The sequence below is a fragment of the Amycolatopsis minnesotensis genome, from assembly GCF_039529815.1.
GTDB lineage: Bacteria > Actinomycetota > Actinomycetes > Mycobacteriales > Pseudonocardiaceae > Amycolatopsis > Amycolatopsis minnesotensis.
Genome location: NZ_BAAANN010000023.1, coordinates 37,180 through 50,819, shown reverse-complemented (window position 1 = coordinate 50,819; position 13,640 = coordinate 37,180). Strand labels below are relative to the sequence as shown.

At 69.4% G+C, this 13,640-nt stretch carries 12 protein-coding genes and 1 pseudogene; 5 read left to right on the top strand and 8 right to left on the bottom strand.

The features are described 5' to 3' along the window. Positions 1-8 precede the first annotated feature (8 nt). Together ABD256_RS26760 and nucS are read right to left on the bottom strand one after the other, a co-directional pair. Entirely contained in the window at positions 9-1,706 is a 1,698-nt protein-coding gene (locus ABD256_RS26760; RefSeq protein WP_344424565.1) for a sodium:solute symporter family protein, read from the bottom strand. 249 nt (positions 1,707-1,955) lie between these two features. Continuing rightward, the gene (gene nucS / locus ABD256_RS26755; protein WP_344424867.1) at positions 1,956-2,615 is read right to left on the bottom strand and encodes an endonuclease NucS; all 660 of its coding nucleotides are present in this window, start codon (positions 2,613-2,615) and stop codon (positions 1,956-1,958) included. 318 nt (positions 2,616-2,933) lie between these two features. Between nucS and ABD256_RS26750 the strand changes: the two genes are divergently transcribed. Next, positions 2,934-3,290 carry a hypothetical protein gene (locus ABD256_RS26750; RefSeq protein ID WP_344424562.1) on the top strand — a complete coding sequence of 119 codons (357 nt, stop codon included), beginning with the start codon at positions 2,934-2,936 and terminating at the stop codon, positions 3,288-3,290. Here ABD256_RS26750 and ABD256_RS26745 read toward each other — a convergent pair. Next, positions 3,277-3,507 (bottom strand): hypothetical protein, encoded by a 231-nt coding sequence (locus ABD256_RS26745; protein WP_344424559.1) that lies wholly within the window; start codon positions 3,505-3,507, stop codon positions 3,277-3,279. The genes ABD256_RS26750 and ABD256_RS26745 overlap by 14 nt on opposite strands. 9 nt (positions 3,508-3,516) lie before the next feature. Here ABD256_RS26745 and ABD256_RS26740 point away from each other — a divergent pair, with 9 nt between their 5' ends. Further along, positions 3,517-4,047 (top strand): NUDIX domain-containing protein, encoded by a 531-nt coding sequence (locus ABD256_RS26740; RefSeq protein WP_344424556.1) that lies wholly within the window; start codon positions 3,517-3,519, stop codon positions 4,045-4,047. Here the strand turns inward: ABD256_RS26740 and ABD256_RS26735 are convergent. Together ABD256_RS26735 and ABD256_RS26730 are read right to left on the bottom strand one after the other, a co-directional pair. Next, a complete protein-coding gene (locus ABD256_RS26735) occupies positions 4,044-4,817 on the bottom strand; it encodes an enoyl-CoA hydratase-related protein (protein ID WP_344424553.1) in 774 nt (257 codons plus the stop codon). The two genes, ABD256_RS26740 and ABD256_RS26735, sit on opposite strands and share 4 nt — an antisense overlap. Positions 4,818-5,564: 747 nt before the next feature. Beyond that, positions 5,565-7,586 carry a protein meaA gene (locus tag ABD256_RS26730; RefSeq protein ID WP_344424551.1) on the bottom strand — a complete coding sequence of 674 codons (2,022 nt, stop codon included), beginning with the start codon at positions 7,584-7,586 and terminating at the stop codon, positions 5,565-5,567. A 141-nt stretch (positions 7,587-7,727) separates the two neighbouring features. Here ABD256_RS26730 and ABD256_RS26725 point away from each other — a divergent pair, with 141 nt between their 5' ends. Together ABD256_RS26725 and ABD256_RS26720 are read left to right on the top strand one after the other, a co-directional pair. Beyond that, positions 7,728-8,357 carry a LysE family translocator gene (locus ABD256_RS26725; protein WP_344424548.1) on the top strand — a complete coding sequence of 210 codons (630 nt, stop codon included), beginning with the start codon at positions 7,728-7,730 and terminating at the stop codon, positions 8,355-8,357. Between the two features lie 388 nt (positions 8,358-8,745). Further along, on the top strand, positions 8,746-9,372 hold the full coding sequence (locus ABD256_RS26720; protein WP_344424545.1) for a LysE family translocator: 627 nt from the start codon (positions 8,746-8,748) through the stop codon (positions 9,370-9,372). Between the two features lie 233 nt (positions 9,373-9,605). Here the strand turns inward: ABD256_RS26720 and murA are convergent, their stop codons facing one another. Beyond that, positions 9,606-10,880, bottom strand: coding sequence for a UDP-N-acetylglucosamine 1-carboxyvinyltransferase (murA, locus tag ABD256_RS26715; protein WP_344424543.1), 1,275 nt, complete (start codon positions 10,878-10,880; stop codon positions 9,606-9,608). Positions 10,881-10,998: 118 nt separating this feature from the next. On the opposite strand from murA, the gene ABD256_RS26710 reads away from it, so the two are divergent. Further along, the gene (locus ABD256_RS26710) at positions 10,999-11,580 is read left to right on the top strand and encodes a cob(I)yrinic acid a,c-diamide adenosyltransferase (protein ID WP_344424540.1); all 582 of its coding nucleotides are present in this window, start codon (positions 10,999-11,001) and stop codon (positions 11,578-11,580) included. On the opposite strand, the pseudogene ABD256_RS44490 reads toward ABD256_RS26710, so the two are convergent. Then, positions 11,507-12,379: pseudogene (locus ABD256_RS44490) on the bottom strand (helix-turn-helix domain-containing protein). The gene ABD256_RS26710 and the pseudogene ABD256_RS44490 sit on opposite strands and share 74 nt — an antisense overlap. A gap of 245 nt (positions 12,380-12,624) precedes the next feature. Continuing rightward, the gene (locus tag ABD256_RS26700) at positions 12,625-13,614 is read right to left on the bottom strand and encodes a DUF5937 family protein (protein ID WP_344424535.1); all 990 of its coding nucleotides are present in this window, start codon (positions 13,612-13,614) and stop codon (positions 12,625-12,627) included. Positions 13,615-13,640: the final 26 nt, after the last annotated feature.

Sequence of the window (13,640 nt, the reverse complement as noted above, 5' to 3'; positions counted from 1 at the left end):
CACCCCTCCTAGAAGATGATGTTGAGGCCGATGGTCAGGATCAGCACGATGCCCGCGAGCAGGCCCGGCTTGCGGTACCAGCCCGCGTTCTCGCCGGTTTCGTCGTGCGTGCGCGTCTCCTTCGGCGTGAGCGAGTAGACGAGCCCGACCAGTTCCTTGTCCGCCTTGGGCTTCGTCGCGAGCGAGACGCCGACGCTGACCACCACGTCGACGACGAAGGCGGTGCCCGCGGCGACGAAGCTGATGCCCTGCCCGGTGAGGCCGAGGATCTCCGCCTGCGAAAGGCCCCAGACGGTGATCGCCGACGCGGTGCCGAGCACGAGCCCGATCCAGCCCGCGGCCGGGGTCATCCGCTTCCAGAACATGCCGAGGATGAACGTGGCGAACAGCGGCGCGTTGAAGAACGAGAACAGGTCCTGCAGGTAGTTCAGGATGTTGCCCGAGTTCGACGCGATGAACGCGGTGCCGATCGCCAGCACCGTGCCCACGACGGTGACCCTGCGGCCGAGGCGGAGGTAGTACCCGTCCGGCCGGTCCTTCTTCACGTACGTCTGCCAGATGTCGTAGGTGACGACCGTGTTGAAGGAGCTGAGGTTCGCCGCCATGCCCGCCATGAACGACGCGAGCAGACCGGCGATCGCGACGCCCAGCATGCCGTTGGGCAGCAGGTCGCGCATGAGCAGCAGGATCGCGTTGTTGGGCGTGACGCCGGTCGGCGCGTCGCCGCCGTCGAGGAGCACCTGCTTGTCCTGCACGTACTCGGACACGGTGACCGCGGCGATCATGCCGGGGATGATCACGATGAACGGCACCAGCATCTTCGGGAACGCGCCGATGATCGGCGTGCGGCGCGCCGCGGACATGCTCTTCGACGCCATGGCGCGCTGGACCTCGACGAAGTTCGTCGTCCAGTACCCGAACGAGAGCACGAACCCGAGGCCGAAGACCAGCCCGAGCACCGACAGGAAGTTGTTGCCGAAGCCGGTGAGGTTGTCACCGGGCCACGAGTGCAACTGCTCGGAACCGCCGGGGCTGCCGGTGACCTTGTCGACGAGGCCCTGCCAGCCGCCGACCTTGACGAGGCCGACGATCGTCAGCGGCAGCAGCGCCGCCACGATCACGAAGAACTGCAGCACCTCGTTGTAGATGGCGGCCGAGAGCCCGCCGAGCGCGGTGTAGGAGAGCACGATGACCGCGGCGATCACGATCGACAGCCAGATCGGCCAGCCCAGCAGCAGGTTCACCACGCTCGCGAGCAGGAACAGGTTCGCGCCCGCGATCAGGATCTGGGCCGCGGCGAAGCTGACGCCGTTGACCAGGTGCGCCGGTTTGCCGAAGCGGCGGCGCATGAACTCCGGGACGCTGCGCACCTTCGAGCCGTAGTAGAACGGCATCATCACGATGCCGAGGAACAGCATCGCGGGGATGGCGCCGATCCAGAAGTAGTGCACCGTCGGCAAGCCGTACAGCACACCGTTGGCGGACATGCCCATGATCTCGACGGCACCGAGGTTCGCCGAAATGAACGCCAGGCCGGTGACCCAGGCGGGCAACGAGCGACCGGACAGGAGGAAGTCGAGACTCGACGACACCTGCCTTCGCGCGAGGTACCCGATGCCGAGCACCAGTACGAAATAGAACGCGAGCAGCACGTAGTCGATGGCGCTCGCGTTGAGGCGCAGGTTCGCCTCAGCCAGCACATGCACCCGAGCCACCTCCAGATCCCGAGGACGTCCACAACGGTGAAGACGTCAGCAACCGAACAACACTGAACAACAAACATCACGGCGAAGCCGCCCGCGGACCTTACTGCATTAATTCAGCCACGGGAATCCAACCGCACCCTCGCTTCCCGCGCCCGGTCAAGCACAGAGTGCACCCATCGGAGCGAAGGCAACAGCACTGAACAGGCGAAACGCGCCGCCCGATGCCGGGGCGGCGCGTTTCGAGGGAGGTCAGAAGAGGCGGAACTCGTCCGATTCGATACCGCGGAGCGCGTCGTAGTCGAGGGTCAGGCACCGGATCCCGCGGTCCTCCGCAAGGGTCTTGGCCTGCGGTTTTATCAGCTGAGCGGCGAACACGCCCTGGACCGGGGCAAGGAGCGGGTCACGATTCAACAACTCCAGGTACCGGGTGAGCTGTTCGACGCCGTCGATCTCGCCCCGGCGCTTGATCTCGACCGCCACCGACTTGCCCTCGCCGTCGCGGGCCATGATGTCCACCGGCCCGATCGCGGTCGGGAACTCGCGGCGCACGAGCGTGTAGCCGTCGCCGAGTTCGGTGATGTGCTCGGCGAGCAGCTCCTGCAGGTGCGCCTCGACACCGTCCTTGACCAGGCCGGGTTCGGCGCCGAGCTCGTGCGCGGAGTCGTGCAGCAGCTCGTCGATCGTGATCACCAGCTTCTCGCCGGTCTTGTTCTGCACGGTCCACACGGCACCGTCCTCGATGAGCCAGCACGGCGGGCTCATCCAGTTCAGCGGCTTGTAGGCACGGTCGTCGGAGTGCACGGACACCGAGCCGTCGGCCTTCACCAGCAGCAGCCTGGTGGCCATGGGGAGATGGGCGGTGAGCCGGCCGGCGTAGTCGACCTGGCATCGAGCGATCACGAGGCGCACCCGGCGAGGGTAGGCGACGGCGCCGGACGGGTGGCCGCCCGGTACCGCGTGGCGCGCCGGACGCGGTTCGGTCACGCCGCCGGGACGGGCCACCTCCCCGGGGCCGCGGACGTGTCCACCGCACGACGGCATCGCCACCGAACTCCCTTTCACCGCGAATACGTTCCAGGGGGATTTTCATGTCTTTTTTTCAGCAGGCCGGGAAATCACGGAACCGCACGGGCAGTCCTGGCGTGCACCGCCGCACTGCTCGTCGGGATCACTGCGTCCGGGGTCGCCTCGGCGGCGGCACCGTCCCCGCAAGCGCGCGATTTCACCTTGGACGGCAAGGAAGACCTCGTCACGCGCACCGCGGACGGCGCGTTGGTGGTGTTCCCGCACTCCGGCGGGTTCGACGGCGTGAAAACGCTGAAGAACGGCGTCCCGATCAATTACGGCTGGGGAAATTCGGCATGGATTTCCGCGGCCGACTTCACCGGCGGCAATATCCGGATGTACCCGCATTCGGGGCGGTTCGACGGCACGAACACGCTCGGGCCGCGCGAAGTCAACTTCACCGGTGACGGCCTCGCCGACCTGCTCGTCGTGAAGGGCGACGGCAAGCTCGAAGGCTCGCGAGGTGGGGCGATCGGCTGTTCGCGTTCGAGCAGTTCAACGGCGGCTACACCGGGCTGACCGGCCCGGTCACCGGCGTCACCGACTTCGGCGGCGGCTGGGCCGAGTCGGGCACCAGGATCGCGCTCAAGGACCCGACCCTCGACGGCCGTCCCGATCTGATCACGGCGCCCGTCAGCAGATCGTGGTGCACCCGGACCAGGGCGGGCTGACCCCGCGCACCTTCGGCAGGCCCCGCCGAAGGCACCGTCATCAGCGACGTGGCCGCCCCCGCCATACTGGCCCCATGATCGAACGCGAAGACACCCGCGAGGTCTACCGGAACAACTGGATGACCGTGCGCGAAGACGCCATCCGCAGGCCGGACGGCTCACCCGGCATCTACGGCGTGGTGGACAAGCCCGACTTCGCACTGGTCATCCCGTCCGACGGCGACCGGCTGCACCTGGTCGAGCAGTTCCGCTACCCGATCGGGATCCGGCGGTGGGAGTTCCCCCAGGGCACCGCGCCGGACCGGGCCGAGCCGGAGCCTGGCGAACTGGCCGCCCGCGAACTGCGGGAGGAAACGGGCCTCACCGCGGGCTCCATGGTCGAACTCGGTGTGCTGGACCTGGCGCCGGGGACGTCGAGCCAGCGCGGCCGGGTTTTCCTCGCGACGGACCTGACCGAGGGCGCGCCGGAGCGCGAACTGGAGGAGCAGGACATGCGCGCGGCCTGGTTCACGCGGGCGGAGTTCGAAAAAATGGTGCTGTCCGGGGACATCACCGACGCGCAGTCGCTCGCCGCCTACTCGTTACTGCTCCTCCGCGGCTACTAGTCCGGCCACACCGGAGAGCGCTTCTCCAGGAACGCGGCCATGCCCTCCCGCGCGCCGGGGAGCTGGGACGCCGAAGCCATCACCTCGAGCGCGATCGCGTACGCGTCGGCTTCGGGGCGGTCGAGCTGGGCGTAAAGGGTCTGCTTGCCCATCGCCTTGCTGGCCCTGCTCCCCTTCGTCGCGCGTGCCAGCAGTTCCGCGACGGCGTCGTCGAGCTGCTCGTCCGGCACCACCCGGTTCACCAGTCCCCAGTCCAGCGCCGTTTCCGCGTCGACGACGTCACCGGTGAGCGCGAGCTCCATCAGGCGCTTGCGGCCGATCGACCTGGCGACCGGTACCGCGGGCGTGTGGCAGAACCAGCCGCCCTTCCCGCCCGGCAGCGCGAACCCGGCCGAGGCCGCGGCCACCGCGAGATCGCAGGTGGCGACGAGCTGGCAGCCCGCGGCCGTGGCGAGGCCGTGCACGCGCGCGACGACGACCTGCGGCACCGACTGCATGGTGTGCATCAGATCGGTGCACAGGCGCAACAGCTCGCGCACGCCCATCAGATCGCGCGCGGAAACGTCGCCGAAGTCGTGACCGGCGGAGAACACCGGGCCCGCGCCCGCGAGCACGATGCCCGTCGCGTCCGTCTCGCCCGCTTCCCGGAACGCGGCGAGCAGCTCCGCGAGATGCGCCGCGGACAACGAGTTGCGGCGGGAAGCGCGGTTCATGGTGATCGTGACGGTGTCGCCGTCACGCTTGACGAGAAGGTGTTCGTACTCGGCCATGCCCCCGACACTAACCCCGAAGACGGCGGGCGGGCAGTCCGCGTTCTCGGCCCTCGCGGGCGGGCGGGACGGGCCTGTTCATGCCCCGAAGGTGTCCTTCGCGGCGTCGGATTCCCTCAAGGGCACCTTCAGGGCATCCGGGTCCGCGAAGGTCGCAGTGATGATGTGTGCGCGTCGATTCCGGCGGGTTAGGTGGCGGAAGCGTGGCGCCGCCGGGGCTTGGCCCCTGAAAGGCACCTTCGGGGAATCTGACGCCGCCATCTCGCCCCTCGCAGCAGGCGGCACGGCGACGCTGATGCCCCGAAGGTGCCCTTCGCGGCATCAGATTCCCCCAAGGGCACCTTCAGGGCATGCGACCCCGGAACCGAGCAAGCCCCGCGAAAGCCACATCCGCGGGCATGCACACCCCTGAAGGCCCACTTTCGGGGCACCAGCCCGGACACGAGAAAGAGACGCGAGCTGCGAAATCCCAGCACATTCCCCGAAAGGCACCTCCGGGGAATCTGACGCCGCCATCTCGCCCCTCGCAGCAGGCGGCACGGCGACGCTGATGCCCCGAAGGTGCCCTTCGCGGCATCAGATTCCCCCAAGGGCACCTTCAGGGCATCCGGCCCCGGAACCGAGCAAGCCCCGCGAAGGCCACATCCGCGGACATGCACACCCCTGAAGGCGGAATGCGCGACGGGCCTCGCCTTGACTCGATAGAGCACCCTTCAGGCGTGCGGAGCCCCGTTTGAGGCAGCGGTGTCAGTCCGTCAGGCCCTTGGTTTCCCGCACCAGGCTGACGATGCCGTCCATGATGCCGGTCAGCTCGTAGTCCTTCGGCGTGAAGACGCGGGCGATCCCGCGCTCGGTCAGAAGCGCCGCGTCGTCGGGCGGGATGATGCCGCCGACGATCACCGGGATGTCCTCGGCACCGGCGGCGCGCAGGCCGTCGACCACCTCGGGGACCACTTCGAGATGCGATCCGGACAGCACCGACAGCCCGACCACGTGCACGCCCTCCTGGACGGCCGCCGCGACGATCTGCTCCGGGGTGAGCCGGATCCCCTGGTACACCACCTCGAACCCGACGTCCCTGGCACGGACGGCGACCTGCTCGGCGCCGTTGGAATGCCCGTCGAGCCCCGGTTTGCCGACCAGGATCCGCAGCCGCTCGCCCAGTTCCTCCTCGGTGCGGCGCACCCGTTCGCGGACGCGTTCCAGCTCCGCCGCACCCGCGCCGGAGGCCGACGCCGCGGACACCCCGGTCGGGGCCCGGTACTCGCCGAACACATCGCGCAGCGCGTGCGACCACTCGCCGGTGGTCACCCCCGCGCTCGCGCACGCCAGCGTCGCCTCGAAGAGGTTCGTGGTGGTTCCCGCGACCGCGCGGAGGTTGTCCAAGGCGGCGGTCACCGCGTCGTTGTCCCGCTGCTCGCGCCATTCTTCGAGCGCGGCGACGGCCTGCTTCTCCACGGCGGGGTCGATCGTCTCGATCGCCTTCGCGCCTTCGGCCTGCAGCGGGCTCGGCTCGGTGGTCTCGAACTTGTTGACCCCGACGAGGATCCGCTCGCCGCCTTCCATCCCGCGCCGGTACTCCGCGAGCGAGGAAACCAGCTGCGACTTCATGTAGCCGCTTTCCACGGCCGAGACCGCGCCGCCCATTTCGAGCACGCGGTCGATCTCCTCGCGCGCGCCTGCCCTGATCTCGTCCACTTTGGACTCGATCACGCGCGAACCGTCGAAGATGTCCTCGTACTCCAGCAAATCCGTCTCGTAGGCGAGCACCTGCTGCATGCGCAGCGCCCACTGCTGGTCCCACGGCCGCGGCAGGCCGAGCGCCTCGTTCCACGCCGGGAGCTGGATCGCACGGGCCCGCGAGCCCCGCGAAAGGGACACGGCGAGCATTTCCAGCACGATGCGCTGGACGTTGTTCTCCGGCTGCGCCTCGGTCAGGCCGAGCGAGTTCACCTGGACGCCGTACCGCAGGCGGCGCGCCTTCGCGTCCGTGACGCCGTACCGGTCACGTGTGATCTCGTCCCACAGCGCGGTGAACGCGCGCATCTTCGACATCTCTTCGACGAACCGCACGCCGGCGTTGACGAAGAACGAGATCCGCGCGACCACCCTGGCCATGTCGGCTTCCTCGACCTGGCCGGAGTCGCGGACCGCGTCGAGCACGGCGATCGCGGTGCACAGCGCGTAGGCGACCTCCTGCGTCGGCGTGGCACCCGCCTCCTGCAGGTGGTAGCTGCAGATGTTGATCGGGTTCCACTTCGGCACGTGGTGCACGGTCCACGCGATCATGTCGGTGATCAGGCGCAGGCTCGGCCCGGGCGGGAAGATGTACGTGCCGCGGGACAGGTACTCCTTGATGATGTCGTTCTGCGTGGTGCCGGTGAGCTTCGCGAGCACCTCGTCCACGTCGCGCCCCTCGGCCTGCGCCTGTTCCTTCGCGACCGTGACGTAGAGCGCCAGCAGCCACATCGCGGGCGCGTTGATCGTCATCGAGGTGTTGGCCTCGGCGAGCGGGATGCCGTCGAAGAGGCGCCGCATGTCGCCGATGTGCGCGACCGGCACGCCGACCTTGCCGACCTCGCCCTTCGCGAGCTTGTGGTCGGCGTCGTAGCCGGTCTGGGTCGGCAGGTCGAACGCGACGGACAGACCGGTCTGCCCCTTGGCCAGGTTGCGCCGGTACAGCTCGTTCGAGGCGGCGGCGGACGAGTGCCCGGCGTAGGTGCGCATCACCCACGGCCGGTCACGTTCGCGATCGGTTGGATAGGGCACGGGGCACCTCCGCGGTGGACGTCTCGATGGAGTGTACCCGCCAGTAACTTATCTGGCCGAGTGGAACTCACCACGTCAGCGCGGGCACTGTGACCGAAATCCGCGAGCCTCCGGCGGGTCCCCGCGGTTACGGTCGGGGCCGTGACTTGGAGTCTTTACGGTAGTTTCCTGATCATCGTGGTCCTCGTCGTGCTCGCGCCGGGCCCGGACACGATGGTCATGCTCAAGAACGCGCTCGCGGGCGGTGCCAGGGGCGGGCTGCTGGCCATCTTCGGCATCGTCGCGGGCAACCTCGTGCAGGGCAGCGCGGCCGCGCTGGGCCTCGGCGTGCTGCTGACCAGGTCGCAGCCGGTGTTCATCACCCTGAAGTGGGTCGGCGCCGCGTACCTCGCGTACCTGGGCGTGCAGGCGATCCGCGGCGCGCTGCGCGGCACCTACCAGGAGGTCGCCGAGCAGCAGCGCGGCAAGGCGAGCGGCTTCCGGCGCTGGCGCGAAGGCTTCCTGTCGAACATCACCAACCCGAAGGTGCTCGTGCTGTACCTGTCGGTGCTGCCGCAGTTCCTCGACCCGGCCACGACCACCACGCTCGACGCGCTGGCGCTCGCCTACACCGTCGCCGTGCTGGGCGGGGTCTGGCTGCTCACGTTGCTCTTCTTCGTGCACCGCGTGCGCGCCTGGCTGAACCGCCGCCGCGTGCGCCGCGCGCTCGACGGCGCGACCGGCACCGCTCTGATCGGCTTCGGCGCCGCCCTCGCCCTGGAATCCTCGTAACCCTCGCCCGCGAGGGCCGATTTCGCGGCGCTCATGTCCCTGACTGTGCTCTTCGGGCCCAGCTTCCCCGACGGTCACGGTCATGATGTGTGCGCGTCGATTCGAGTGCGATGGGTGCCGGAAGCGCGGAGCCGCCCGGGCTTGGTCCCTGAAGGTCGCCTTCGGGGAATCTGACGCCGCGATCTCGCCCCTCACGGCGCGCGGCAGGGTGCTGGTGATGCCCTGAAGGACGCCTTCGCGGCGTCAGGTTCCCTCAAGGGCCCCTTCAGGGCATGCCCCCGGAGCCGAGCCCAGAAGCCGCCCGCCTGCCCCCTGAGCGGCGCTCGCCCGCTTACCCCCGAGTGCCGCGCCCCCGGCAGCGCAAATTCTGACGCGCGATAATGGACCAGTGTCTTGGGGTCTGTACTGGAGTTTCGTGCTGCTCGTAGCGTTGCTGGCGATCGCACCGGGGCCGGACAGCATGGTCGTGCTGAAGAACGCGCTGTCCGGTGGCGCGCGCGGCGGGCTGCACGCGGCGGGCGGGATCGCGTGCGCCAACGTGCTGCAGGGCACCGCCGCCGCGCTGGGTCTCGGCGCGCTGATCACGCGGTCGCAGCCGGTGTTCCAGACGGTGCGCTGGCTCGGCGTCGCCTATCTCTGCTACCTGGGGTTCCAGGCGCTGCGCGGGGCGTGGAAGGGGAACTACGACCAGCTCGACGATCCGCGCCGCGCGGGGACCAAGGCGTTCCGGCGCTGGCGCGAGGGGTTCCTCTCGAACATGACCAACCCCAAGGTGCTGGTCATGTACCTCTCCTTGTTGCCGCAGTTCCTGCACCCCGGGGTGACGACCGCGGGCGACGCGCTGCTGCTCGCCTACACGGTCGCCGTGCTGGGCGGGGCCTGGCAGCTGGCGCTGTTGTTCCTGGTGCACCGGGTCCGGAACTGGATCTCGCGGCGCCGGGTGCGCCGCGGCCTCGACGGCGCGACGGGCGCGATCCTCATCGGCTTCGGCGCCGCCATGGCACTGGAATCCTGACACCCGCACCGAAATCCATGCCGTGGAGGATGCTCCCGCAGAGGTCAAGGCGAGGTCCTCCGCGCGTTCCCGAAAGGGGGCGTTCGGGAAGGGGGCTTTCGGCGACGTGCCTGTCGCGGATGTGCCTTCGCGGGGCCTGCTCGGCTCCGGGGCGCATGCCCCGAAGGGGCCCTTGAAAGAATCTGACGCCGCGAAGGCGTCCTTCGGGGCATAAGCCCAGCCCGCAACGTCGCTCAGGCGCGGTCGGGTTCGCCCGCCACGCGTTCGATCGTGGCGCCGAGTCGGTTCAGGTTCTCCACGAAGTGCGGGTACCCGCGGTCGATGTGGAAGACGTCCCAGACCTCGGTGGTGCCGTCGGCGCACAGCCCGGCGAGCACGAGCCCCGCGCCCGCACGGATGTCCGAGGCCCACACGGGGGCGCTGGAAAGCTGTTCGACACCGCGTACGACCGCGTGGTGGCCGTCCGTCCTCGCGTCGGCGGACAGGCGCACCATTTCCTCGATGAACCGGAACCGCGCCTCGTAGACGTTCTCCGTGATCATCGACGTGCCGTCGGAGACGGCGGAGAGCGCGACCGCGAACGGCTGGAGATCGGTCGCGAAGCCGGGGTAGGGCAGCGTCACGAAGTCGACCGACTTGGGCCGGTCGTCCTGCACGACGCGGAAACCCTTGTCGTCGAACGTGGTGATCTCCGCACCGGCGAGGCGCAGCTTGTCGAGCACCAGGTCGAGGTGGTGCGGGTTGACCCCGCGCACGGTCAGGTCGCCCCGGGTCATCGCGGCGGCGAAGGCCCAGGTGGCGCCGACGATCCGGTCTCCGATGACGCGGTGCTCGGTCGGCTGGAGCGCGTCGACGCCGTGCACCGTCAGCGTGGAGGTGCCGGCGCCTTCGATCTTGGCGCCCATTTCGGTGAGCATCGTGCAGATGTCGGCGATCTCGGGCTCGCGCGCGGCGTTGTCGATCACCGTGGTGCCCGCCGCGAGCACGGCGGCCATGAGGATGTTCTCGGTGGCGCCGACGCTGGGGAAGTCGAGCCAGATCTGCGCGCCGTGCAGGCCGTCCGCCTGCGCCACCACGCACCCGTGCTCGATGGTGCTGGTGGCGCCGAGCTTGCGAAGGCCGTTCTGGTGCATGTCGAGCGGCCGCGAGCCGATCGCGTCCCCGCCCGGCAGCGCGACGACGGCGCGCTTGAGCCGACCGACGAGCGGCCCGAGCACGCACACCGACGCGCGCAGCTTCCCCATCGCGGCCGAATCCGCGCGGTGCGAAAGCTCCGAGGGCGTGGTGATGCGCGCGGTGTCACCGTCGATTTCGACCTCGCACCCGACGCTGCGCAGGACGTCGCCCATCAGGGGCACGTCCAGGATCTGCGGGCAGTTCGTGATCGTGGTGGTGCCTTCGGCCAGCAGTGCCGCGGCCATCAACTTCAGCACGCTGTTCTTGGCTCCGACTACATCGACTTCGCCTACCAGCCGTGCGCCGCCGTGGACGTCGAAGTGCTCGCTCATGGGCGTCAATCATGCCTGCCGCCGTGCGCGCACGATCTCCGGGGCACTCACTGGACGGCCACACCTTGATCGTCAAAGAAAACGCGGGCGCCGACCGGAAACCCGTAGACTCCACGGCATGGTCGTACGCATCAACCGCGTGTACACGAAGGTCGGCGACAGCGGCACCACGGCGCTCGGCGACGGGTCCCGCGTCCCGAAGACCTCACCGCGGCTCGGCGCCTACGCCGAAGTCGACGAGACGAATTCGGTGCTCGGCCTCGCGATCGCGGTCGGCGGGCTGACCGACGAGATCGCGGCCGTGCTGCGCACGATCCAGAACGACCTCTTCGACGTCGGCGCGGACCTGTGCGCGCCGATCGCCGAGAACCCGCCCTACCCCCCGCTCCGCATCACCGAGCGCTACGTGGAGCGGCTCGAAGGCTGGTGCGACGAGTTCAACGAGCGCCTGCCGAAGCTGAAGTCGTTCATCCTGCCCGGCGGCACGCCCGGCGCGGCCTTCCTGCACCAGGCGCGCACGGTGTCGCGGCGGGCGGAACGCGCGGGCTGGGCGCTCGTGGAAGCGGACGCCGAGCACACGAACGTGCTCGCGGTGCGCTACCTGAACCGCCTGTCGGATCTGCTGTTCATCCTCGCGCGGCTGGCGAACCCGGACGGCGACGTGCTGTGGCAGCCCGGCGGTGCCGACGCCACGAGCTAGGGTGGCGCCGATCAGGACCGGGGCGGTGAGGGACACCGGCGAGGTTCGCGAGGACCTCCCGTGAGAAGGCGTCGTCCAGTGCATCGGCAGCCACTTCACGCGCCGTCCGTTTCGCTTCGGCTATCTCGTCCTTGTCTTCGATGACAATGCTGGCGAGCCCGCCTTCGACGTACACAACCGGATCGTGGTCGGTGAACTCCATCAGCCGGAACCACGCGCACCTCGATGTGCGGACGGTCCGCGGCAAGAACCAGGTGCAGCATCTGCTCGTGCATCACCTGCGCGCCACCGAGCGGCGTCCGGAGAGCCTGTTCGCGAATCAGAAAGGTGAACCGCGGTGGGTTCCTCCGCCGGAGCAGCCGTTGGCGTTCCTGTCGAATTTCGATCCGCTTCGCGATTTCGGGCTCGGCGAGCGGCGCGAAGCCGCCATCACGGCGCGCGTGTACTCCTCGGTCTGCAGCAAGCCGGGTATCAGAGCCGGAGCGACCATGGTGATCGACCGAGCGGACTGCTCGTGGAAGATCACGTTGCTGAGCATCGTCGTCCGCGCGCGGTATGCCGTCGTGCCCTGTGCCGAACGCACGATCTCGGCGACCTCGCTGACCGGCACCCCGCAATACGCGAGATAGGCGTTCACCGTCAGGTCGGAGAAATCGCCCCGGCCCGCTTCCATCCGGGAGATCTTGCTCTGCTGCCAGCCGGTCCGACGTGCCAGGTCGACCCCGGTCATCCCCGCGTTTTCGCGACGCCGCCTCAGCTCGCCGCCCAGTTCCCGGCTTGTCGCCGTGGATTCCCGCATGCCCATGGCAGCGCAGAGTAGAACCGGGGGACTGCCAACCTCGGTAGCCCCACGCGAGGTCCACCCCAAGGGAGCACGGCTTGCACCGCGCGCAAATCGAGCGAGGGGCGAGTTCGCGGCGTCAGACTCCCCGAAGGCCACCTTCGGGGCACAGGCACGGATCACCGGCATAAGTGCATCCGTCGTGAGCATGGGCAGGCCGTGCGGAATGCGCTCCGGCGTCTTCTCACACCGCCCCGCCCCTGTCATCTGCCCGGGACAGCCCGGTTTTCGCCACTGGCGGCCACGAGCGCGTCGCCGAGTTCGGTTCGCGCGGAGAACACCTGCCTGCCCTCGCGCCTGCCGACCGCCAGCCCGGCGGCGCGCAGCGCGGCGAGGTGCTGGGAAACGCCCCCGGTCGTCATCCCCGTCCTGGCGGCCAGCTCGGTGGTGGTCGCCGGGCTGTCCAGGAACGCCAGAAGCCGCGCGCGCCCGGTGCCGAGCACACCCGCGAGCGCGTTCGCGGCGCCGTCGTCGCGCTCCCACAGGGTGCCGACCCCGCGCGCCGGGTAGAACAGCGTCGGCTGCCACGGCTCCGCGGTCACCGTGAACACCTCCGGCCACGCGAAGACCGACGGCACCAGCACCAGCCCGCGGCCCCGCGCGGAGCGGACGTGCGAGTACGGCCGATGCGTGACGCGGACGGTGCCCGCTTCCCACCGGACGTCGGCGTGCACGTCGGCGAACAGCGCACGCGCCCCACCGGAAGTGATCTTCCGCGCGCGGTAGGACACGTCGGCTTCGAGCAGCCCGCGCAGGCGTGGCCAGTGCGGCGCGAGCGCGGCGGACCAGAACCGTTCGACGGCGGCGGCCAGGTGCGCCAGCCCCTTCTCCGGCTCGTCGTACAGCGCGCGCACGGCCCGGCCGCGCCACGCGCCACTGGCGTCGAGGTCCGCGCGAACCTGCGCCGGTGCGACCGCGCGAAGCCGCTCGAGTTCGTCGGCCAGCTCCGCGACGGGCGTTTCGGGCGGCACCGTGACGAAGTCCGGCGTGCGGGCGGACCGGGTCACCAGATCGGTGAGCAGGCCGATGTCCACGTCGGCCACCGCGGCGCGCGCGGCCACCACCCACGGCAGGTGCAGCGAATGCCGCGACGGGTCCCGCATCGCCCGCACCCCGGCGACGACCTCCCACAGCGGGGAAATCGCGAGCCGCGTGCGCAGCGCGTCTTCGGCGGTGAAGGTCAGCGTCAACATCTCTTAGTCACAACTAAGAAGATAGA

What these genes read in the sequence shown, in the direction of transcription:
- ABD256_RS26740 (WP_344424556.1), top strand. Translation starts at nt 3,517, where the DNA reads ATGATCGAACGCGAAGACACCCGCGAGGTCTACCGGAACAACTGGATG.
- ABD256_RS26710 (WP_344424540.1), top strand. Translation starts at nt 10,999, where the DNA reads ATGGTCGTACGCATCAACCGCGTGTACACGAAGGTCGGCGACAGCGGC.
- ABD256_RS26700 (WP_344424535.1), bottom strand. Translation starts at nt 13,614, where the DNA reads ATGTTGACGCTGACCTTCACCGCCGAAGACGCGCTGCGCACGCGGCTC.
- ABD256_RS26735 (WP_344424553.1), bottom strand. Translation starts at nt 4,817, where the DNA reads ATGGCCGAGTACGAACACCTTCTCGTCAAGCGTGACGGCGACACCGTC.
- murA (WP_344424543.1), bottom strand. Translation starts at nt 10,880, where the DNA reads ATGAGCGAGCACTTCGACGTCCACGGCGGCGCACGGCTGGTAGGCGAA.
- ABD256_RS26745 (WP_344424559.1), bottom strand. Translation starts at nt 3,507, where the DNA reads ATGGCGGGGGCGGCCACGTCGCTGATGACGGTGCCTTCGGCGGGGCCT.